Origin of the sequence: Acinetobacter sp. Swhac1 (genome assembly GCF_013390985.1) — a bacterium.
In the GTDB taxonomy this organism is placed as follows: Bacteria; Pseudomonadota; Gammaproteobacteria; order Pseudomonadales; family Moraxellaceae; genus Acinetobacter; species Acinetobacter towneri.
Window position 1 is genome coordinate 18,534 of record NZ_JACASN010000013.1, and the last position, 24,027, is coordinate 42,560.

21 protein-coding genes are annotated in these 24,027 nt (G+C 37.7%); all 21 read right to left on the minus strand.

The features are described from left to right. Positions 1-26: 26 nt before the first annotated feature. Positions 27-1,043, minus strand: a complete 1,017-nt coding sequence (gene galE, locus HX743_RS08405; protein ID WP_178318969.1) for a UDP-glucose 4-epimerase GalE — start codon at positions 1,041-1,043, stop codon at positions 27-29. Further along, the gene (gene pgi / locus HX743_RS08410) at positions 1,036-2,757 is read right to left on the minus strand and encodes a glucose-6-phosphate isomerase (RefSeq protein WP_372238844.1); all 1,722 of its coding nucleotides are present in this window, start codon (positions 2,755-2,757) and stop codon (positions 1,036-1,038) included. Before pgi ends, galE begins: the two co-directional genes overlap by 8 nt. Beyond that, positions 2,757-4,025, minus strand: coding sequence for a nucleotide sugar dehydrogenase (locus HX743_RS08415; protein ID WP_178318970.1), 1,269 nt, complete (start codon positions 4,023-4,025; stop codon positions 2,757-2,759). Before HX743_RS08415 ends, pgi begins: the two co-directional genes overlap by 1 nt. Positions 4,026-4,574: 549 nt before the next feature. Further along, positions 4,575-5,456, minus strand: a complete 882-nt coding sequence (gene galU, locus HX743_RS08420) for a UTP--glucose-1-phosphate uridylyltransferase GalU (protein ID WP_178318971.1) — start codon at positions 5,454-5,456, stop codon at positions 4,575-4,577. Positions 5,457-5,544: 88 nt separating this feature from the next. Beyond that, a complete protein-coding gene (locus HX743_RS08425) occupies positions 5,545-7,419 on the minus strand; it encodes a polysaccharide biosynthesis protein (RefSeq protein ID WP_178318972.1) in 1,875 nt (624 codons plus the stop codon). Between the two features lie 259 nt (positions 7,420-7,678). Next, positions 7,679-8,854, minus strand: coding sequence for a DegT/DnrJ/EryC1/StrS aminotransferase family protein (locus HX743_RS08430; protein WP_178318973.1), 1,176 nt, complete (start codon positions 8,852-8,854; stop codon positions 7,679-7,681). A 32-nt stretch (positions 8,855-8,886) separates the two neighbouring features. Then, complete coding sequence (locus HX743_RS08435; protein WP_178318974.1) at positions 8,887-9,549, minus strand: acetyltransferase; 663 nt, start codon at positions 9,547-9,549, stop codon at positions 8,887-8,889. Positions 9,550-9,562: 13 nt separating this feature from the next. Continuing rightward, positions 9,563-10,555 carry a methionyl-tRNA formyltransferase gene (locus HX743_RS08440; protein WP_178318975.1) on the minus strand — a complete coding sequence of 331 codons (993 nt, stop codon included), beginning with the start codon at positions 10,553-10,555 and terminating at the stop codon, positions 9,563-9,565. After that, positions 10,552-11,136: a sugar transferase gene (locus tag HX743_RS08445; RefSeq protein ID WP_178318976.1), complete on the minus strand. Its 585-nt coding sequence runs from the start codon at positions 11,134-11,136 to the stop codon at positions 10,552-10,554. The genes HX743_RS08440 and HX743_RS08445 overlap by 4 nt, the downstream gene beginning before the upstream one ends. Further along, complete coding sequence (locus HX743_RS08450; protein ID WP_250316211.1) at positions 11,133-11,855, minus strand: PIG-L deacetylase family protein; 723 nt, start codon at positions 11,853-11,855, stop codon at positions 11,133-11,135. The genes HX743_RS08445 and HX743_RS08450 overlap by 4 nt, the downstream gene beginning before the upstream one ends. Next, positions 11,830-13,050: a glycosyltransferase family 4 protein gene (locus HX743_RS08455; RefSeq protein ID WP_178318978.1), complete on the minus strand. Its 1,221-nt coding sequence runs from the start codon at positions 13,048-13,050 to the stop codon at positions 11,830-11,832. The genes HX743_RS08450 and HX743_RS08455 overlap by 26 nt, the downstream gene beginning before the upstream one ends. Positions 13,051-13,053: 3 nt before the next feature. Beyond that, a complete protein-coding gene (gene wecB, locus HX743_RS08460) occupies positions 13,054-14,184 on the minus strand; it encodes a non-hydrolyzing UDP-N-acetylglucosamine 2-epimerase (protein WP_178318979.1) in 1,131 nt (376 codons plus the stop codon). A 12-nt stretch (positions 14,185-14,196) separates the two neighbouring features. After that, the gene (locus tag HX743_RS08465; RefSeq protein ID WP_178318980.1) at positions 14,197-15,309 is read right to left on the minus strand and encodes an NAD-dependent epimerase/dehydratase family protein; all 1,113 of its coding nucleotides are present in this window, start codon (positions 15,307-15,309) and stop codon (positions 14,197-14,199) included. 2 nt (positions 15,310-15,311) lie between these two features. After that, entirely contained in the window at positions 15,312-16,349 is a 1,038-nt protein-coding gene (locus tag HX743_RS08470) for a polysaccharide biosynthesis protein (protein WP_178318981.1), read from the minus strand. Between the two features lie 2 nt (positions 16,350-16,351). After that, entirely contained in the window at positions 16,352-17,365 is a 1,014-nt protein-coding gene (locus HX743_RS08475) for a glycosyltransferase (protein WP_178318982.1), read from the minus strand. Then, complete coding sequence (locus HX743_RS08480) at positions 17,352-18,476, minus strand: glycosyltransferase (RefSeq protein WP_178318983.1); 1,125 nt, start codon at positions 18,474-18,476, stop codon at positions 17,352-17,354. Before HX743_RS08480 ends, HX743_RS08475 begins: the two co-directional genes overlap by 14 nt. Positions 18,477-18,482: 6 nt before the next feature. Further along, positions 18,483-19,439 (minus strand): hypothetical protein, encoded by a 957-nt coding sequence (locus HX743_RS08485; RefSeq protein WP_178318984.1) that lies wholly within the window; start codon positions 19,437-19,439, stop codon positions 18,483-18,485. A 271-nt stretch (positions 19,440-19,710) separates the two neighbouring features. Continuing rightward, complete coding sequence (locus tag HX743_RS16360; RefSeq protein ID WP_236094316.1) at positions 19,711-20,637, minus strand: glycosyltransferase family 2 protein; 927 nt, start codon at positions 20,635-20,637, stop codon at positions 19,711-19,713. A 1-nt stretch (position 20,638) separates the two neighbouring features. Next, entirely contained in the window at positions 20,639-21,895 is a 1,257-nt protein-coding gene (locus HX743_RS08495) for an O-antigen translocase (RefSeq protein WP_178318985.1), read from the minus strand. A 5-nt stretch (positions 21,896-21,900) separates the two neighbouring features. Next, on the minus strand, positions 21,901-23,016 hold the full coding sequence (locus tag HX743_RS08500) for a DegT/DnrJ/EryC1/StrS aminotransferase family protein (RefSeq protein ID WP_178318986.1): 1,116 nt from the start codon (positions 23,014-23,016) through the stop codon (positions 21,901-21,903). Further along, positions 23,009-23,938, minus strand: a complete 930-nt coding sequence (locus HX743_RS08505) for a hypothetical protein (RefSeq protein ID WP_178318987.1) — start codon at positions 23,936-23,938, stop codon at positions 23,009-23,011. Before HX743_RS08505 ends, HX743_RS08500 begins: the two co-directional genes overlap by 8 nt. Between the last annotated feature and the right edge of the window lie 89 nt (positions 23,939-24,027).

Sequence of the window (24,027 nt, forward strand, 5' to 3'; positions counted from 1 at the left end):
TGAGTGTATAGCTAGAATCATCCATCTTAACGATAACCATTCGGATTCTGCTTTTGCCAGTTCCAACTATCGGCCAACATATCTTCTAAGCCATATTGTGGAGTCCAACCCAGTTCTTGCACGGCACGACTGTTATCTGCAAAAGAGGTCGCCACATCACCTTCACGACGTGGTGCAAACTCAAATGGAATCTGCACACCATTGACCTGTTCAAAAGTATTCTTCACTTGCAGCACTGAAATTCCATTACCCGTACCAATATTCCAAGCACGGCAACCCTGGGCAGTCAAACGGTTATTCAAGGCACATAAATGCGCATTGGCCAAATCGACCACATGAATATAATCGCGCACGCCAGTGCCATCTGGCGTAGCATAATCCTGCCCAAAAATCGACAGTTTTTCACGACGTCCCACCGCCACTTGGGTGACATAAGGCATTAAATTATTTGGAATACCTTGTGGGTCTTCACCTATGCAGCCACTTTTATGCGCCCCCACAGGGTTAAAATAACGCAATAGCGCAATCGACCAACGTGCATCGGCAAGGGCTGCTTTTTGTAAAAGCTGTTCCACAATCAGTTTGGTATAACCATAGTTATTGCTTGGCATGCCCGTTGGCATCTCTTCATGTAACGGCGAAATATTGGCTTCGTCATATACTGTAGCCGACGAACTAAACACCAGTTTAAACACATGCGCGCGTTGCATCGCCTGCATCAAGCTAATTGAACCCGCAATATTGTTATCAAAATAACTCAGTGGAATTTGTTGGCTTTCTCCCACTGCTTTGAGTCCGGCAAAATGAATCACCGCATCAATTTGATGTTGCGCAAACACAGCATCCAAAGCAGCAGCATCACGAATATCACCCTGAATAAACTGTAAGGTTTTGCCAGTCAATTGTTGCACCCGCGCCAATGACTCGGCCGAGCTATTGGATAAATTATCCAGCACCACCACGCTGTGCCCTGCATTCAGCAACTCGACACAGGTATGTGAACCGATATAGCCGGCACCGCCTGTTACTAAAACATTAGCCATCTATTTTTCCTAATAAAATTTTTAATAAACCTTGGGTCGATGCATCGAGTGCCGATAAATCCTGTTGCTGCCCATTTAAAATCGGCAAGAGCTGATTGGCAATTTCCTTGCCTTTTTCTACGCCCCATTGGTCAAAGGGATTGATATTCCACAGCACCGATTGTACAAAGACTTTGTGTTCATACAAAGCAATCAACATGCCCAAACTATACGGATTGAGTTCTTGCAATAAAATACTGCTACTTGGCTGATTACCACTGTACTGCTTATACGCCGCTAAGCCATCTAATTCCTGCTGATCTAGAGCCTGATTGCCAAAGGCCAAAAGCCGCGACTGTGCCAAGCAGTTGGACAAGGCCAAATGGTGCTGCTCTACTAAAGCCTCAGCATTTTCCGCATAGGTAAATTGATTGGCATTATAACGCTGCACAGGGGCAATAAAATCGCAGCTAACCGCATGCGTCCCTTGATGCAACAATTGATAGAACGCATGCTGTGCATTCGGCCCAACCTCACCCCAAACAATCGGACAGGTATCCAAGTTAACCGCCTCACCATTGCGCTGAATGGATTTACCATTAGATTCCATCTCCAACTGCTGTAAATAAGAGGCGAAGTATTTTAAGCGTCCATCATAAGGCAAGACCGCATGAGTCTGAATATTCAGGAAGTTATTATTCCACACCCCCAGCAAACCCATCAGCACCGGGATGTTCTGATCAAATGCAGCAGTTTGAAAATGCTGATCAACCGCATGTGCACCTGCTAAAAACCGTTGAAAACCCGCAACGCCAATGGTCAGGGCAATCGGTAAGCCAATACACGACCATAACGAATAACGACCACCGACCCAATCCCAAAGCAAGAGCTGATTTTCAGGGCAAATGCCCCAATCGGTCATTTTATCGGCTTTGGTCGACACCCCAATAAAATGATGCTTTAGAATTTGGGTATGCACACCCAGCGCTTTTTCTAGCCACTGTTTAACAGTTTGTGCATTAGATAAGGTATCAATGGTGCCAAAAGACTTGGACGAAATAATAAATAAAGTGGTCTCAGGACGCAGACGATGCAGCAATTCAGATAGCTGGCTGCCATCCATGGTGGACACAAAATGTACATTCAGTGGTTTTTCAGTTGCCACTTTAAAATCAGATAAGGCTTGGGTCACCATCAACGGGCCTAAATCTGAGCCACCGACACCAATATTGACCACATCCTGAATCACTTCACCCGTGGCACCACGGTATTGGCCTGCATGAATTTTTTCCACCAAGGCATACATACGCTCAAGCTGGGTATGGACTTGCTCAGTCAATGCAGCGTAGGCATCAGTCTGATCGGAAGCACTTGCTGCTGTGCTGGTCGCAGGCAAACGTAAGGCCCAATGCATCGCATCGCGCTGTTCGGTATAGTTAATTTTCTCTGAGCCAGTTGCCGTTGAAAATAAACGTCCAATCCACTCAGCAAGCTGACTCTGCTGTGCAAACTGAACCAGAGTCTGCAACACCTTGGCGTCAATCCGATGCTTGCTATAGTCAAACAGCACACTGTCCAAAGCCACCGAGAAACGCTGAAAACGCTGCGGATCTTGAGCAAACAGCTGATTTAAATGCAGCTGCTGAAACTGCTGCTGCAATTGTTTTAACTGCGACAAGGCATTGTCATTTGGAGAAATCGAGCTTTGCGTCTGTGGCATTGTGCTACGAATCATTAGCGACCGACTCCCATATAAGCAAAACCTTGTGCCTTCACAAATTCAGGATCATAAATATTGCGACCATCCAAAATCAGCGGATGCTGCATCTGCTGCAACAAAGTTGGATAGTCCAGACTCCAATATTGTTTCCACGCGGTCAGCACACATAATGCCGATGCCCCCTCTACCGCTTGATATTGGTCTGTACATAAAATCAGATCATCGCGCTGACCATACTGGGCCACAATTTCAGGCAAGGCTTGTGGGTCATGCAATTTGACCGTCACACCCTGCGCCCACAACGCAGGCAACATCGCATGAATGGGAGAATGTTGCACCCGTGCAGTATTTTCTTTAAAAGCCGCGCCCCAAATCGCCACGGTTTTGCCGTTTAAATCGCCCTGATAATAATTCCACAACTTTCTAAACAAGAGTTCTTTTTGTTGTTCGTTAATGTCCCAGACCTGCGCCAACAGCTGACTTTTCACCCCTGTGGTGGAGACGGTACTGGCCAGAGTCTGAATATCATGGCTAAAGTTTTCACCGCCAAACCCCGCACCAGGATACATATATGATGCACCAATACGGCTATCTGCCGCCATACCCTGCCGCACATGCTCAATATCAATCCCGAGTTTTTCTGCCACCACCGCCAAATCGTTGATATAACTAATACGGGTCGCCAACATGCCGGAAATACTCAGTTTGGTAAATTCTGCATCCAACACGGGCATAAACAGATATTGCTGTGCACGTGGAAATAAAGGGCGGAGTAATTCTTTGAGTTTGATTTGCGCACGTTCATTTTCACAACCCACCGTGAGTTGCTGTGCACGGGTCAGACTTTGAATGGCATTGCCCTCTTGAATCATGTCAGGCAAATAAATCCAGTCATCTTGTGGCAAGATTTTTTGTAGGCGCTGTGTGCCATTTAAACCCAAAGTCGAGGCATTGATCATCAATTTAGGGTGAATGATCGGACGTTGTTGCAACTGCCCCAAAACGGTTAAGGCGTGTGCTTCTTCAGTCGGGTTCAAACTGAGTAGATAGACATCCACATCTAAAGGCAATGCAGCAAACTCACAATAGTGTAAAAAGCCCTTGCTGCATTGTTGTTGTAATAACAGGCTCAAGGCTTGGTCTTGAAAGCTGAGATGTTGCTGTTCTAGTGGATGGGCAGCATCCTGAAAGATATCGCACCAATAGACTTGATGCCCACATTCTGCCAAGAGTGCAGACATCACGCCTGCATAGAGGGTTTTCCCAAAGACTGCGACTTTCAAAATGTGGTTCCTGTGTATTGGTTGATGCTGTTTATTTCATGGGGTTACTCTCTTGATTCAAGAGAGATTAGGAAAGATTTTTACATTTCATCCTTTCCTACTGTTCCTCCCTTTTTAAAGGGAGGCTAGGAGGGATTTTCAACATTGAAAGTTTTCACCATATTTGGCTCTCCTTTTTTTAATCCCCCTCAATCCCCCTTTGAAAAGGGGGAAGTTCGCACAAGCAAGGGCTTTATAATGGATGTTCCACCATGAGCAAGAATTTAAGCACTGCTTTAAATTTTCGCACATAAAATCAATTTTATAATGAGCACCCCTCTCTTTTTTAAAGAGAGGTTGGGAGAGATTTTCAACATTGGAAGTTTTCACCATATTTGGCTCTCCTTTTTTTAATCCCCCTCAATCCCCCTTTTTCAAAGGGGGAAGTTCGCACTAGCAAAAGCTTTATAATAGATGTTCCTCCCTGAGCCAGAGTTTAAGCACTGCTTTAAATTCTTGCGTAAGAAGGGAGGCTAGGAGAGATTTTCTAATCTCCCCCCTTAATCACCTTTAAGATTCAATCTTTAATTCTTGAATCAAGGCTTTAAAATCATCGCCTAATTTTGGATGATCGAGTCCATAATGCAACACCGCCTTTAAGTAACCCAACTTACTGCCACAGTCAAAAGTCTGACCTTGCATACGGTAAGCTTCCACCACACTATTTTGCTGCAACATGGCAATGGCATCGGTCAATTGAATTTCATTACCCGCCCCTTTAGGGGTGTTTTCGAGCAAAGTCATAATTTCTGCAGGCAAAACGTAACGCCCCACCACCGATAAATTAGAAGGTGCAGTGCCTACTGCAGGTTTTTCGACAATGCCCTGCATCACGGTACTTTCACCTTCAGCAGGTGCTGTGGCTACATCCACAATACCGTATTGATCGACCAAATGATCTGGCACAGCTTCAACCATAATTTGTGCAGCCTGAGATTGCTCAAAACGCTGAATCATACGCGCCAAGTCATTTTGTGCAGCATCATCTTTAACCAATACATCGGGTAACAGCACTGCAAAGGCATCATTGCCCACTACAGATTTAGCACATAAAACCGCATGCCCTAAGCCTAAAGGTTGTGGTTGACGTACACTCACGACACTGACATGGGCAGGTAAAATTTCGGTAATTTCTTTGAGCAAATCCAATTTTTGTTTTTGTGCTAACGTGGTTTCTAGCTCAAAGTTACGGTCAAAGTAGTTTTCAATGGAGGCCTTGGATGAATGGGTCACCAATATAATTTGCTCAATCCCTGCTGCAACTGCCTCGCGCACCACATATTCAATCGCAGGACGATCGACCACGGTCACCATTTCTTTAGGGATAGATTTACTGGCAGGTAAAAAGCGGGTGCCTAAACCAGCAACGGGTAAAATGGCTTTTTTAATCATCTCAGATACCTAAATTTACACAAATTTTTTAGTTAAATTTTACTCATCAACAAGTTGAACTGACTTACTTCAACTTAGTTTTTGAAATTTAGTTCACCTTAATTTCTGTCCCACGGACATAACCATCCACATAGTGTTCAAGCTGTGCTAAAGCCCAGTCGATATCACTTTGAATTGCGGTTAAGTCATGCATACGCTCAAACACCATCAGCAATTCATCCAACGGATACATTTTTTCATAAGAACGCAAAATACGACTATGCTGGGTCACTTCGGTATTATCGGCATCAATCAACAATTCTTCGTAAAGTTTTTCGCCTGGGCGTAAGCCTGAATATTGAATTTCAATATCACCTTCCTGGCTGCCTGTTTCTCGTACTTTTAAACCACTCAGTGCAATCATTTGACGGGCCAAGTCCTGAATGCGTACAGGTTCCCCCATATCCAGCAGGAATACATCGCCCCCCTGACCTAAAGCACCCGCCTGAATCACCAATTGTGAGGCTTCTGGAATGGTCATAAAGTAACGGGTGACTTCAGGATGAGTCACGGTAATAGGCCCACCTTTGGCAATTTGCTGTTTAAACAACGGCACCACCGAACCCGATGAACCCAAGACATTCCCAAAGCGGACAATGCTAATTTGGGTCTGATCTTGCGCTTCTGCCATCGCCTGACAATACAATTCTGCCATACGTTTAGACGCCCCCATGACATTGGTTGGACGCACGGCTTTATCGGTAGAAATGAGTACAAAGGTTTCTACGCCTGTTTTGACCGCTGCATTTAAGCTAAATGCTGTACCAATGGCGTTGTTTTTCAAACCTGCCAATGGGTTACATTCTACCAAGGGCACGTGTTTGTAAGCAGCCGCATGGTACACGGTTTGAACCCTATACTGTTCCATCACCCGTTCCAGTTTGGCCTGATCTAGCACTGAACCTAAAATCGGGATAATCGTGACATCGCTATTTAAGCGTAATTCTTTGTCAATGCTATACAACGCAAATTCGGTCAGTTCATAAATTACCAAAGCTTTGGGTTTATTTTTGATAATTTGGCGACACAGTTCAGAACCAATTGAACCACCCGCACCTGTGACCAAGACCATTTTCTCTTGAATATTTTTAGCCAACAGTTCGGGTACAGGCGGCACAGGGTCACGCCCGAGCAAGTCAATAATATCGACTTCCTGAATATCCGATACGCGAATTTCACCATCGACCAGTTTGGTTAATCCTGGAATTTCGGTAATTTTAATATGTGCAGGTTCTAAAAATTTGACGATCTCGCTTTTACGCATACGTCCGACCGAAGGCAGCGCAATCAGAATTTCATCAATATGCTTTTTCGGCATGACTTTTAATGCTGTTTCTGCATCATAGACTTTTAAACGGCCCAACTGTTGCCCAGTGAGTGACGGATCATCATCAATAAACATCACGGGTAAGTGTTCATCGGAATTGTATAGTGCTGCTGCAATTTGCTGTCCTGCATTGCCTGCACCATAAATCGCCACACGTTTTTTTTGTACATCTGCCTGTAAATAAGAACGCACAATAAAGCGAATAAAGCCACGGCTAAACCAAACCCATGCGAACATGAGAAATCCGAACATGAGCGGAATAGAAGTGGGAATAAAGGCGTCGGTAAAGTAAGCCAACGCATACAACCCTGCCACAGTCAAAGAGGTACCTAACCCCAGTTTAACCATAAACAGTTCGCTGTAGGTGCGCACAATAAAGCGATATACCCCAAAAATAAACAGTGATACAACTGCAATCACACTTGCCCATACCGAACCAAAAGCCAAGTTGGGCACCACTTCTGCGCCTAAATCAAACTGGCGGATGGCATAACATAGCCAAAGCAAGACAGGAAATACACAGAAATCCAGCACAACTAAAAAGGCAAGTTTGACTAAGCGGGGGGATTCTACAGCAGGTTCGATAATGAATTTCACGGGATGAGGCTTCTCAATATTTTTTTTACTGAAAATTGTCTATAAACATTAAATAGACAATTTTCAGTTCACACTATTTTTATCAATGTAAAATATATCATTTGGCATATTTTACTCTATTTTCAGTTTAAAGATTAGATGACTCTATCGCACTTCAATAGCCGAATGATGTAAAGCTACAACAACCAACCTAATGCAGCCCTTTGCGCCCTATCGCAAGATGAAGATCATCACTTGAAGGCTGCATCATAAGTATGGCTTAGCCTGCCATCTTTTGTATCACCTGCTGAATTGCCGCAATGGTTTTTGTGATACTGTCATCGCTTAAGTTTGGATGTACCAAGAACATTAAACTGGTTTCGCCCAATTGCTGTGCATGCGCTAAACGCTGTGCAGGACGCCATGCTGTACCATCAAAAGCATGTTCTAAATACACTTCTGAACATGAGCCGCTAAAACAAGGTACATTCAGCGCATTGATTTCCTGCATGATACGATCACGTGACCAACCTGTAGGTAACTGTTCGCTATTGACCTGCACATAGCACTTGTAGTTGGCATGTACATAGTCACTGTCTGGGTAATGCACAGTAAAATATGGACTGTCCTGAAACGCTGCTAAAATGCGCTGTGCATGCTCGGTACGTTTTTGTGTCCATTCAGGCATGCGCTGTAATTGAATACGTCCAATCACGGCTTGCATTTCCATCATGCGCCAGTTGGTGCCAAAAGAGTCGTGTAACCAGCGAAACCCTGGTGGATGCTGTTTGTTATAAATGCTGTCGTAATTTTTACCATGGTCTTTGTAGGACCACATTTTTTTCCATAGCTGTTCATCATTGGTGGTGACCATACCGCCTTCGCCACCTGTGGTCATAATTTTGTCCTGACAGAACGACCATGCACCAATATGTCCAATGGAACCTGCAGATTTACCTTTGTACATCGCACCATGTGCCTGTGCACAGTCTTCAATCACATACAGACCCTTTTCTTTTGCCAGTTGCATAATCGGATCCATATCACACATCCACCCGGCTAGATGGACACAAATAATCGCTTTGGTATTTGGAGTGAGTACCGCTTCAATGGTACGAGCAGATATGTTTTGTGAATCGAGTTCTACATCTGCAAAAATGGGGTTGGCACCTGCTGTCACAATGGAGCTTGCCGATGCTAAAAAGGTGCGTGAAGTGACAATCACGTCATCACCCGTGCCAATGTTCAAGGCTTTGAGTGCAACATCCAAAGCGACAGTACCGTTGGCAAGTGCCACGGCATATTGGGTTTGCGCAAATTGCGCAAATTCTTTTTCAAATTCGCGGCATTCTTGCCCTGTCCAGTAGTTGACTTTGTTGGACAGTAGAACTTGAGATACGGCATCTGCCTCTTGTTGAGTAAAGCTTGGCCATGGTTCAAATGCTGTGTTTAGCATGCTTTATCCTAGAATATTAATTCGTATTCGTCTTAAAAATTAGTTTTTTTCAGCAGTCGCGCAGGGTTGCCGACAACAGTCACATCTGCAGGTACACTTTTAGTCACCACAGCACCCATACCAACCACCGCACCCCGACCAATAATTAAAGGTTGGTCTGGCGTACCTTGTTTTATCATCGCACCCGCACCAATGTAAGCATGGTCATGAATATGAATATTGCCATTACACTGAACACCTGGGGCAAAAGTCACAAAGTCACCAATCACACAATCATGTTCTACATAGCTATATAAGTTGGCATGAAAGCATTTACCAATTTTTATATTTGAGGTAATGCTCACAAAAGGGCTGAGTGCTGCGCCTGCGGCAATTTCAACCTCATCCATCAGTACGACATTATCTGCCTGAACACTCCAGAGCTCAATTGCATCTTGTTCAAGTTGTATTGAAATTTTTTCACGTACTTGACTATTGGCAATCGCAATCAGCACCTGTTTTTGAGTCGCTGGGTGTGCTTTAAATGCCGCATAATTCATAGCACGATGTGAATTGATTATGGTTTCTGCAACTAAGCTATCATCTATAAATACGATTTCAGCAGGATTTCCCAAACGTTTTAATTGGGCTCTTGCTACAGGCATCAAACCACGCCCACAACCTGAAGCACCATAGATACCAAATAATACAGACATTTTAGGCACCTATTTATAGCTTGTTACTTAATACTTTTTTTAAAGAAGTTTCCATTACTTCTAAACGTTCACTCAAGTCTGCTACTTTTTTTCTTAGCAGATTAATTTCGAGAGAATTTATATATCCTAATCTCATCCCTACTTTAGGTAACCAAGAATTATCTGTAGACCAACTAGTTACTCTAATACAATGATCAAGACATTGAATAATAAAATCATTTTGATTAACTTTTTGAATCGTCCCAACAACGCCATTATAAGGCGAATTAAATAATACTTCAGATTTCCAGATTTTTATTTCTAAGTCTTCAAAAAATGTAAAAGCTCCAGGATGAGGGAGTGTAGCGGCTTTAATTAACCGGTCAACTTTATATGCCTCATTTTCCCAATTTATACAACCATCAAAATGAGTACGCTTGCCATTAAATGTGGCCTGCTCTTCAGATTGTTGTGTTCCTTTTAATTTATTATTTTTTATTGCAAAAATTAACTCATCTAAAGCATCTTTTTCTGCAATCAGCAATTTTGCTTCAACACTTTCAGCATCATCGGACTCTTCAACCAGAAATGGTGTCTGAACAAAAATTTGTCCTTCATCAGCATTTTCTGTTAATTCAAAAAAAGTCGCTGCCCCATCCTCACATTTTTCAGTAATCCATGCTAAAGGTGCTCTGCCTCTGCCTTTTGGCAAAGCAGTAGGATGAAAACCGATAGAAAAATTTTTAGCAGCATCAATAATTTTTCTAGATACCAATTGAGACAGACCAACAACAAAAATATAATCTGGGTTTGCTTCTACAATTTCATTTTCAAGATCATTTATCTTTTGAAACGCTTTATAAATATATCCTTTCTTTTGACTATAAGATAAATCTGTCCATCCACTCACTAAAGAATGATCTTTAGGCTCATAACCATAAACGGTAACGTCAGCTATATTTGAATCAAGAAGTTTATCAATTAATAGTTTTGTACTTGTTACTCCACCAATAACTATAAATTTCATTTCACATCCTTTTTAAATTTATCTTCTCCAAAAATAACAACTAATATTGTTTTAAAAACAATTTTTATGTCATTTAAAATGGATAAAGTTTTTACATATTGAATATCGTATTTCCAACGCTCTTCCCAGCTCAAAAAAATATTCCCATTAATTTGAGCTAACCCAGTCATCCCAGGGCGAACTTTAAAACGCTCTTTTGCCCATTCAGGCATTTCTTTATAAGTTATGGTAAGACATGGTCTAGGGCCAACTAGTCCCATATCCCCTTTTACTACATTAATCAGTTGAGGTAATTCATCTATTTTGGTACGACGCATCACTCTCCCAATCCATGTTACCTCTGGATCGGTATTAAAAGTCTGGCTAATTTCTCTATTTTCATTTACGCTCATAGAGCGAAATTTTAAAATTTCGAAAAAACAGCCATTAAGCCCTACTCGTTGTTGTTTATAAAATATTGGCCCCTTGTCACCTAATTTTATAAACAGGGTACAAAGAATTAATATTGGTGATAGGAGTATTAATAAAAATAGAGAAATTATGAGATCTGTTAATCGTTTTAAAGCAACTGTGAATTTCATCGCTGATATTCACCTATAAGTACAAAACCTTCTGCTGCCATACTGCCTATATGTGTTCCTCGAATATGAGCTAGAGATTCCAATGATTTAAGTGAGCGTGGCATATTTGAGGGTTGAACTTGACTTTTATAAGCAGCCATTGCCAATAGTTTTTTTTCTAAAAAACTCTCTATATCAACAAAAATATTAGGTTGAAATGCAGCAACTAAATAAGGTGCCGCTAAATGGGTTTCTGAAAGAGTCTCATAACATAACACTCTCTTTAAATTTTTATTTTTTGATAAATAGGGTCTTAACGCTACCAATGCAGCGTAATTGATTACACCATGATCCTGATGTAAGTCATGCTGAAAGGGAATATATACTTCATCTGGATTAACTTCTTGAATTAGCTTATCCACTTCACCATTCACTTTCCATGTCGGGTAGTGATCTAAACAAGCAGCAGGTAAATTTTTAAATATAACTTGAGTTATACCTAAAATTTCTGCTGCATCTAAACACTCAGTACGAATGCCATCCCATAATGAACTTGGCCATATCGGATGAGTCTCATCACCAGGTCCTGTTAAAATAGCTAATACTACTTCATGTCCTTGGGATGTTAGTTTCGCAATCGTTCCTCCCATACCAATCACTTCATCATCTGCATGAGGGGCTAATATTAAAACTTTCATTACATATTCTCTCAAATTAAACTTTTCGACTAACTTTTTCAAAAATCGTTACAAAGTTTAAGACCCCACTTTCTAAAGATAATTCTTGTAAATAAAAGTTGTGCGCATTTAAGCCCATTTGCAGCTGTTCACTAGCAGACAAGTGATAAATTTTCAAAATAGCTTGCTGAATACTTTCTACATCCTCTGAAATAGCAATACAACCACATTGAGCTTTTTGCACAAGTTCAGCAGCATCTCCAGCTACCGCCATTAATATTGGTTTACCCATTGCCATATATGCTTGCGTTTTAGACGGTACGGTAATCTCAAACAATGGGTCTTTTTTTAAGTGTACTAGTAATAGATTAGATAGCTCTAATACACCTCCAACTTCAGCCATAGGCATACGAGGGATAAAAATCACGTTAGATATATTTTCAACAATTAAACGTTGTTTTAAACGCTCAGTTTCTGTACCACCACCAACAAATACAAATTGAATATCCTTAATATGTTGAACTTTTTTAGCAACCTCTAAAATAGTATCTAAAGCCTGAGCTTTCCCCATATTTCCTGCAAAAACAATATTAAATTTATTTTGCATCAGCTGCTGATATTCAATTTTTGCCGGCTGAGCCTGAGTCAGACCTTGTTCATCACACCAATTATAAATAATGCTAATTTTTTCTTCTGGTACACCACGTTCTGACAGCAGCTTTTTAAAGCCAGGACATAGCACGACAATATGATCAACAAATCTATAGACCAACTTACACACTAAACCAATAAGATTTAAAATTTTAATGTTATTCAGCATGCCTGTTGCTTTTAGGGTATCAGGCCACATATCCTGAATGTCATAGACAACCGGTGTACGTCGAAAAAACTTAATGAAAATAGCAGCTATTCCCACAGTTAATGGGGGATGATAAGCATAAATGACATCGGCTTTTTTGGTCGAAAAAATGCCAAAAAGTATTGCCATAAATGCAAAGCTAATATAGTTAAAAATTCTTTTTAACGCAGAGCTATCATGATTAGGATATAAAGCAACACGTAAAATGGATATTCCATCTACTTCTTCACGTTGATAAAGTTTTAATTTATACCCATCATAAATTTTCCCACCTGGGTAATTTGGAAACCCCGTGAGTACCTGAACATCATGACCTTGTCGTTTTAACTCTTTGGCAAAAGCCAGTCCTTTAAAAGTAGGTTCAGGATCAAACCACTGCGTTAAAAGAAGAATTTTCATATTTTAGTACTTCTTCCATACCACACGGTTAACATAGTCGGTATAGCTTAAAATTATACGTGCCACCTTTTCACTCACGTTTGGCATACTGTAGTCAGCAACTAAACGCAATAATCTTTCTTCGCCACGTGGTTGATGATCTAAAATTTCCAAACCTTGCAAAACACGCTCTGCGGTTAAGCCCACCATCATCACGGCAGCTTCTTCCATCCCTTCTGGACGTTCATGCGCCTGACGCAAGTTCAAAGCAGGGAAATTTAGAATTGAAGATTCTTCATTAATGGTGCCACTGTCTGATAATGTTGCTTTTGCAGAAAGTTGCAACTTATTGTAATCACTAAATCCAAGCGGCTTTAATAATTGAATCAGCGGATGAAACGCAATATTCAGCTCTTCAATACGCTTACGGGTACGTGGATGTGTGGAAACAATCACAGGATACTGATACTTTTCCGCAACTGAATTCAGCATTTGAACCAGGTCTAAAAAGTTTTGATCAGAGTTAATATTTTCCTCACGGTGTGCACTTACAATAAAGTATTGGTGCTCTTTTAAACCTAAACGCTCTAGCACATCTGAAGCTTCAATTTTAGCTTTGTAATGATGCAGCACTTCAAACATTGGACTACCTGTTTTAATTACCTGATCTGCGGGTAAGCCTTCTGACAACAAGTAATCTCGTGCAATCGTACTATAGGTCAAGTTAATGTCAGCGGTATGATCGACGATACGACGATTAATTTCTTCAGGTACACGCATATCAAAACAGCGGTTTCCTGCTTCCATATGGAATGTTGGAATTTTACGACGTTTTGCAGGTAATACGGCCATACAGCTATTGGTATCACCCAACACCAGTAAGGCTTCTGGTTGAACTTGCTCTAATATCTTATCTACAGCAATAATCACATTACCAATGGTTTCTGCACCCGTCGCACCTGCAGCATTTAAAAAATAATCAGGTTTACGGATACCTAAGTCGGTAAAAAAAATTTCATTGAGTTCATAATCATAATTTTGACCTGTATGAACCAAAATATGATCAAAATATTGATCACACACTGCCATTACACGCGATAAACGAATAATTTCAGGGCGTGTGCCCACTACCGTCATTAATTTTAATTTTTTCACAACTTTTACTCTTTAACGGGTTAATGGCATTACATAAGTATCAGGTTTTTCACGATCAAATATTTCATTTGCCCATAACATCACCACCAATTCATCTTCACCAATATTGGTAATGTCATGCGTCCAGCCTGGTACAGTTTCTACAATTCGTGGTTCATCCCCACAAGTTTCAAGCTCATAGAACTCGCCTGTCACTACATGCTTAAACTTAAATAATGCCTTACCTTTAATGACCAAAAATTTTTCTGTTTTGGTGTGGTGATAATGTCCACCACGGGTAATACCAGGGTGTGCGGTAAAGTAAGAAAATTGTCCTGCATCTGGTGTTTTCAGCATTTCGACAAACACACCGCGTTGGTCACCATATTTAGGTACGCTATAGTCAAATTGTTCAGGCTTCAAGAAACTTAGATAAGTCGAATAAAGCGCACGAGTTAAACCTGTACCAACTCGGTCTGTAATTAAGCTCTCACGGGACTGTTTAAAACCAGCCAAAGTTTTTGCTAAATCTCCAACGCTAATTTGATACTCAGGTTGGACTGCAAAAATTTGTTCTACTTGTGCTGTACCTTGAATAATGTCCCAAAATGATTTCACCACATCATCTACATAAACTAGACGAATCATGGCATTTTCATCATGAATTTGAATAGGTAAATCATGAGCGGTGTTGTAACAGAAGGTTGCCACAGCTGAGTTATAATTTGGGCGTGACCATTTACCAAATACATTGGCTAAACGGCAAATATAAACGGCATTGCCCCGTTGCTGATTCAACTCTAATAATACCTGCTCACCACCTAGCTTACTCTGTCCATAGGCACTGTCACGTTCTGCCTGAATTGAAGAAGAAAGAATAACTGGTGTTTGCTTATTAGTCTGTTTGAGAATATCTGCAATTTTTTGCGTAAGTGTGATATTTCCATCTATAAATTCTTGTTCATTTAAAGGGCGATTAATCCCTGCTAAATGCACAATCCAGTCTGCAGCAAGGACAGATTGCTCTAGTTCTGCTGAACTAGAATTACGGTTGAATGGTAAAACTCCTATTTCTGATTTTTCAGACAGAAATTGAATTAAGTTTTTTGCAATAAAGCCGTTAGACCCTGTGACTAAAATTTTCATGTTTAAGCCTCTGGATCTATATACTGACCTTGGGTTAAAGCACGTACGAATTCAAGTTTTAATAATAACTTTTTCATACCTTCAACATCTAAGCGGTCGGTATTATGTGAGTTATAATCTTCAAATTCAGAAATTTTTGAGTCGCCCTCTTCTACATATTTTTCATAGTTGAGGTCACGTTGATCTGCAGGCACTCGGAAGTAATAGCCTTGGTCTATCGCAACCACCATTTCTTCACGGCTAAGCAAGGCTTCATAGGCTTTTTCACCATGACGCGTACCCATAATAGAAACAGGATGTTCTTCTACTTTAAGTAGTTCTTTTAATGCTTGAGCCAAAACTTCAATGGTTGCTGCAGGTGCTTTTTGTACAAAAATATCACCATTTTCACCGTGTTCAAACGCATATAAGACTAGATCAACCGCGTCTTCCAAAGTCATCATGAAGCGGGTCATGTTAGGGTCTGTAATGGTAAGCGGTTTACCTTGGCGAATTTGATCTACAAACAATGGAATGACTGAACCACGAGATGCCATCACATTACCATAACGCGTACCGCAAATTACTGTTTCTAGTTCTTCTAGGTTACGTGATTTTGCTACCATGACTTTTTCCATCATGGCTTTGGAGATGCCCATAGCATTGATAGGATAAACAGCTTTGTCTGTACTTAAGCACACCACACGTTTTACGCGGTTTTGAATGGCTGCTTCCAACACATTTTCTGTACCTAAAACGTTGGTTTTTACCGCTTCCATAGGATGGAATTCGCATGATGGCACTTGCTTTAATGCAGCAGCATGGTAAATGTAGTCTACCCCTCGTGTCGCATTCAGCACGCTGTTATAGTCACGGACATCACCAATATAGAATTTAAGCTTAGATGATTGGTATTTTTTTCGCATATCATCTTGTTTTTTCTCATCACGACTAAAGATACGAATCTCTTTAATATCTGTTTCTAAAAAGCGTTTTAAAACAGCATTACCGAATGAACCTGTACCGCCTGTGATGAGAAGAATCTTGTTTGTAAAATACATATTTAGTCCACTAGAAGTTGCATAATCTTTGAAAGATCATTTTCGATTAATTTCTTTGCACAAGGTAATTCATTTTTTATAGCAGTTACTATGGCAGCTTGTATAGAATCTATACTAATAGGATCAAAAATTAGTGAAGGCTCACAAACTTCATAAGTATAGCTCAGGTCTGATGCTATTACTTTACAACCACCATCTATAGCTTCAGCCAACCCTAATCCAAAACTTTCAGCCAATGAGGGGAATATAAAATACTCATGACACAAATAAAGTACAGTTAATTTTTCTCTATCTATAAAACCAACATTTTTGATCGGATAGCCCACATCAATTTTCTTCTGAATAAATGCACATAGATTTAAATCGGTATCTGGCACAGTAACAGTCAAACTACCTTTATGTACTTCATCATAAGCCAAACAAAAAGATTCGATTAACCTATAATGATTTTTATGAGATGAACTGTTGCTCACATAGAGAAAACTATCCTTTGCTCTATTTATATTATAACAAGAGAAATTTAACTCAGGATAGAAGGGCAACTTGGCTATTTTTTCAGCTCTGCCACTTAAATATTTTTTAGAAAATTCCAACTTAACATTTTCACTTTGCACTAACCAAATATCAGCATTGTTTTTTATACAATTTAAAATATTCTGCTTTATAACGTATGTAAATTTATTTTTAAAAGAAAATCCTTTTGGAATTTCTAAAAAAAGTAGTTGATGAAAATAAACTAGAACTTTAGCTTTTAATCGAATAGTAGGCGGCAAGTTACCAAAACAAATAACTTTATCAAATTTATCTTTATTCTTTTGATAAAAAAAGTGTCGTTCCATTAAAGAATTGGAAATATACTTCTTACGTAAATCAGGAATTTTTTTGAAATAAACTTCGGCTCTACTATCGAACAAATAGAAAACATTTTGGAATATTGACTCTAAGTAATCTACTAAATGCCTGAGTAAGACCAATCCACCACCATTATTAATAAAAACGGAATCAACCAGCAACATTTTCAAGCAACCTTTTTAAATCAACGATAAATTCTTTATCCAAACTCTCAATTGTAAAAACTGGATTGGTATTTAAATTTAATTTTTTTATCGCATTTGAAAAACTTAAAGGATCTGCACTTTCAGAAAATGAAATTAAATCAGAAACTTTTGATTCTTCAATACATCTTATGGGTGTACTTACAACTGGCAGCCCTACACTTAAATATGCTAAAACCTTAGAAGGGAAAGTATAATCAGAGAGGTTATCAGATAGAAATCGGGGATTAATAGCAAAATCACAATTATTAAGGAAATTAATATAATCATCTCCCTTTAAAAATCCTTCATAAACCACATTATTACTTAAATCTTTTTCAACAATATATTGCTTAAGTTTGTTTAGTGCATAATCACTGCCATAGCCTAAAATTGATAAGCTGTATGAATCATCTAAATATTTCATTGCATTTAAAGCTAAATAAATATCTGAAGCGTCTTTCTCAGAAATTAAGCCAGCGTAAACAATTCTTTTTTTATTATTTCGTTTTTTAGTAGATAAGGAATCTTTAACTTCATAATTCCCATAACAAACAACATAGGGTTTAGTATTTTCAATAAAATTTGGCAATAAATCATTCACATATATATATGCATCAGCACCCTTGAGATTTTTAATTTCATTATTAATTTCAGAATCAGATTTACCCCAAGCAGCTTTATAACTCTCCTCTACTTCAATAATTAAATTATATTTTTTAAAAATTTTTATAAATTTAAATAAAAACAGAAGATAATAGCTATGGTAAAAAATCACAGTATCTGTTTTTTTCACTTTAAAAATTAAAATACTAATTATTTGCAGATATAAATATATTTTTGAAAATAATTTAAAACTAGTAGTTCCAACAAAAAAATTATTTTCTAATGAGTCAATTTTAATGCTTTGGCTTTTATGAGTGATATTTTCTTTAGACTCGCCAAGACATATTACATCGATAGCTATATTGTTAATTTTCATACAATTAATAATATAGCTCATTTTATTACTACAACCAGGAAATTCTAAGAAACCATTGGGGTTACTGTTTCCAGTATAATAGCCAAAATAAAATAATTTCATACGTTTCATCAAAAATCAAGTGTTCCTAAAAAAATAGCTTCTCATAATTACAAATGAGAGCAGCAGCAATAAAAAATTATGAAGCTCATTTGCAGAAAAAATAAGACCTTTGAAATAATAAGCAAGCAATGACAAAACTAATAAAATATAAATCAGCTTATTTAATTTCAATAACTTATTATTGAAAACATATAAAAAAACAAAAATCTGGAATACAACACCGACTAGACCGAACATAAATATATCGCGAACAAATCCTATATCAGATGAAAGAGAGTTCTTACCTAAAGTTTCATACCCTTGACCAAATAAAAAGTTTATTGTAGTGCTTGGAAAAACTAACATATCTTTTAAAGCTAAAAAAGTACCGCTTATTTCCCCATTTAATAACAATAACACCTCTTCCATACCAACATTAAAACGTCTCAAAAGTTCACTACCCATATAACCGTTTAAGAAATAAAATAAAATACTGATAAAAAAGGTTGCAAAAACAAAAAAGTAAAATTTATTTATTTTATAAAATTGAAAAATTAAACTTAAATAAAAAATTAAAAAAGATAATACTATTGGAATCGCACCAATTCTAGCATTTAAAACAACACTCAAACCGAACCCAACAGTTAAAATCAAGTAATATAACTTTATATTTATTTTTTTTTCATAAAAAAAGTAATAAAGAGTAAATATAGTATAAACACCCATTAACATAGGTAGACTTGATGTATAGTTCTGTGATAAACCAAACGAACGAACCCCAACTTCATTATTAGCAATATCTAATAACATAGTATCTTCTTGTCTTGCCGCACTTAAAATAAACTCTCTTAACTCTGGGGAAATAATTGTGAATATTACAATTACAATTTGAATAACACCAATATTTATTAAAAACTTAATAAATAAATTAAAATCAAATCCATAGGTTTTTTTATAAACACACACAATAGTAAAAGAAATTAGCAAAGCCATTAGTAACAAAAGCAGGGTATATGCCCTATACAAAGCATCCTCATTAAATAAGAAATACAAAATTAAACAATAAAAAATCATAAAAAAAATATAAGAGATTAGAATAAATACCCTTTTATTTGATATAAAAAAAACTAGCTTATTAAAATTAAACAAAAGATAGATTAATGACACAACAAAAAGAATGTATATTAAATTAAAATCAAAAAAAATGGTTGGATTAAAAATAAATAAAAAAGCAAAAACATATAGAAAAAAATTATTTAAATACTTAAAGTTTACCATAATATTTTTTCCAGTAAAAAACAATCCTAAATATTGCCTTAAAATAGTATATATCAAACTTACTTAGTGATTTAAAACCACCTTTAACAGCATACTTCTTCGTTTTACTATAAGAAGAAAAGTATATAAATCGCCTATAATTCCAACATAAAATAGCTTCATTATATAATTTATGGTGTTTAAACTTTTCAATAGTTACTCGATGAGAGTTAGACACATCTAAGCGCATTACTGGTCTACTTCTCTCCCCTCCTATTGCGGAAGGAGAGCGATAATAATACAACTTACAATCTAAAATCCCCACATTATAAAATTCTAACAGTCGCAAATAAAGATCATAATCTTCTGCTGTTATACTTTCATCAAACCCCCTTAGCTCATCTCGCAAGATTTTCAAATTATATAATCCAGTTACTGGTAAATGTACTTTAAATGTAAAAACATCATTAAATTGTATGTTCTCATTTAAACCTAAATTATACCGTAATGTTTGATCATTCAATACGTTATTCAAATCATCTACAACAAAAGACTTTGTTATACAAAATTTTTTATCATTATTATTTTGTAAGTAATTAGCTTGAAAAAAAATCTTATCTTTATGATAATAATCATCCGAAGCTAAAGGAGAAAAATATATCCCCTCACACCACTCCAATGCCTCATTTAATGTTGCGCTCAATCCTTTATTCGATCTATGTCGGAATTCAAACCGAATAAACCTTTCTTGGCAAGCTGGGATCATTTCTTTTATCTTTTCTACCGAACCATCCTTTGAACCATCGTCGATAATAATTAGCTCGATATTTTGATAAGTTTGATTAATTACACTTTGAATACTATCTTGTACAAAGCTTTCATGGTTATAACAAGGAATAACCACTGAAACCAATGGCTGATTACTCTGATTCAATTTAACCTCTTTGACTCTCTAAAGTCCCAAATATAAAATAGCTCATAACCAGCCAATACAAAGCATAATTTACTAAATGAGCAATTGAAACACCTTCAAAACCGAAGAGCTTAGTAAATAAATAAGTCAATCCTACAGAGGACAAAGCAAATAGTATTTCTGTAGTGACAAACAGCTTTGTCATTGCCTTAGCTAACATAAGATAAGCCAAAATCCAGCTGCCTATTTTAAGCGAATCGCCTATCATTTGCCATAAAAACAAATCTCGCATAGGCATAAATGCTTGACTAAACAACAGTGCAATAATCCAATCACGTAATAAATAGACACTCAAACCACCAACGACCGCCAAAGGAAAAATAAACTTATAACCTGAATACACTTCTTTTTTTATTTCATCCAAATGTGTCAGTTCGGCCAATCTAGGTAAATAATATACCCCCAATGTAGTGGTAACCAACATCAAATATGCTGCACTTAAGCGAATCATCGCTTCCCAATAGCCTGCGTAATTTAAACCAAACTCTTGAGATAAATAAGAACGGATTACCATTTGAGACAACGGCACACAAATTGCACCAACAAGTGCCATAACCGCAAAAGCCGCAAAATTCTTAGCAATTTGTGGCTCGATTCGTCCAAATAAATATGAAATTTTGAACCAATTGGCTTTATAGCATAAAAACAGCGTTACAAAAAAAGCAAGAGATTGATAAATGGATAATGCAACTAGAGCACCATATAAATGATATTGAACAGCTAAAACACTCGTTACTAATAAAGACAGTACACTACCTGCAATATTTGCAGTGACCAACTTTAAAATTTCCTTTTTCCCATTCAAAATTGCTAAAAAAAGTGCATTTAAGTTAAATAAAACTAAAAAAACCGCAAACCACGCAAAAACAGATTGATATTCAACAGTTTGAAAAATATAAATTGACAACTGTTTTTGATAAATTAGAATAATTATTGAAAAAAATAAACTAAAAATAAGAACTGAACTGCCTGCAGCTTTCCAAATTGCTCTTTGCTTAGTTTCATCCTCATGATATTCAGCAGTATATTTTATTACTGCTGTATTAATCGCGCTTCCTGCAAAAGTTGTGACCATTTGTATAAAGTTTTGAAACTGCCCAATTGCGGCATAGCCTGCAGGACCAACATATACAGCTAAAATTTTATTCAAAATAAACATTGTAGCTATTTTAATTAAAACAGCCACCCCGTTTAATGCGCTCGTCTTTAACAGATTCATTACTTTTAAGCTTGAAATTGATTACATAAAGTGATAATTCTTTCTGCATCTACTGCAGACAGTGTCGACCCCATAGGTAAACTTAGTACTTCAGTATGTATCTGCTCAGAAATAGGATAACTTAAATTATTCCATTCTTTATACGCTTGTTGTTTATGTGGTGGAATTGGATAATGGATTAATGTTTGAACACCATGATTTAATAGATACTTTTGTAAAGCTTCACGATGCTTTGTACAAATTACAAATAAATGCCAAACATGTTGAGTATAGGTTTCTGCATTAACTTCCTTCAATGGGAGTTGAATTAGAGGATTTTTGATTCCATTTAAATATAAGCCTGCAATGTGACGTCTATGCTGAGTTTCTTCCTCTAAGTATTTGAGCTTAACATCTAACATCGCCGCTTGAATTTCATCTAAACGGCTATTTACGCCTGGTACTAAATTTTTATACTTTTCATGCGAGCCATAGTTACGCAATGCTTTTAACATGGTCGCTAATTCTGCATCATTGGTCGTGACTGCTCCTGCATCACCTAGTGCACCTAAATTTTTTCCAGGATAAAAACTAAAACCTGAAGCATCGCCCCAGTTTCCTGCTTTTTTACCTTGTATTTGTGCCCCATGACTTTGTGCGGAGTCTTCTAAAACCAATAAATTGTGTTGTTCAGCAATTTGCATAATTTCTGGCATTTCTGCCAATTGCCCATACAAATGGACAGGTAAAATCACTTTGGTTTTAGCCGTTATTGCTTCTTTTATTTTTATAGGATCAATATTGTAGGTAGAAATATTTGGCTCAACTAAAACTGGCGTCAAGTTATTTGCTGTGATAGCGAGAATACTGGCGATATAGGTATTCGATGGAACAATAACTTCATCTCCATCTTTAAGTTTACCTAATTCTTTCCATGCGCGCAGGGTGAGAATCAGTGCATCAAGGCCATTGGCCACGCCAATACAATGCTTGGTGCCACAATAAGCTGCAAACTCTGACTCAAATGCCTTCAGTTCAGTACCTTGAATATACCACCCTGAGTCGATGACACGGGTAGCTGCTTCAATCAGTTCTTGGCGATATTCTCTATTGGCAGCTTTTAAGTTTAAGAATTCAATCATTTAGCAAAACCCATGTTTCTTTTACACTATTAATACAGCCAATGGACTGCTTATAGTCATTCAACCCAGAAGAAACAACACCGTCTTCACTAGAAGGTCCAATATCTAGATACTCATAGCCTAGATCCCTGTATACTTTTACGAGCTCAAATGGTAAATAATACATTGCTTTATATCTTTCACCATCACCTGTTGCACCCCAGTATATTACTTGAGCTACTTTCTTTGTTACATCAAACACAATTGCTGATGCGACAGGGTTATCATTTTTTTTGACCAAGAAGAATCTTGCTTTTGCTGGTCCTTCCGCTGTTCTTATCACTTGATCCCAACACATACGAAGAGGATAACCTTTTGACGCTCTGTTCTCAGCAATTACATCATAAACAGTTTTTTTTTCGGATAAACTTAAAGCTTCTGAAAAAACAAACATATTCTTTCGTGCGCTTCTTATTGCTTTTTTTGCAGATGAAAACAAGCTCTCCTCATCAAAATTAAGGAGATCAAAGTGAGAGTTTATATCCCTACTCTGAATTCTGGAACCTGAATCTTGGAGCGCAAAGGAAAATTTAGTTACCGATGACATATCATAAAAAAAAGGAGGCAAAACAAACTTTGCATATCTTAACTCTGATAACTTTAGTTTTTCTTTTAGGTTTTGCAACAAGCCTAGATATTCAGAATATTTAACATTACTTGTTGACATTCTACAAAAGGAAAATGGCGCACTGAATGGTGCCAGCAAACCGTCACCCACTTTCCCAAAGAACATATGTAGTTTACCATACCTGTGAACATAAACATATTCACATTTACTCAAATTAAATTTAGTGAAATCTTTAGAAGAGAACAGCATGTAGCTATCTTCAAATAGGTTTTCATCAATATCATTGCATGCTGTGGCAAAGTTGTTTTCTATCATAAAGTATCAAGCCTCATTACAACGCACTTATCTTCTATACCTGTTTCTGAGAAACCATATTTACGATACAGCATGTAGCTATCTTTAAA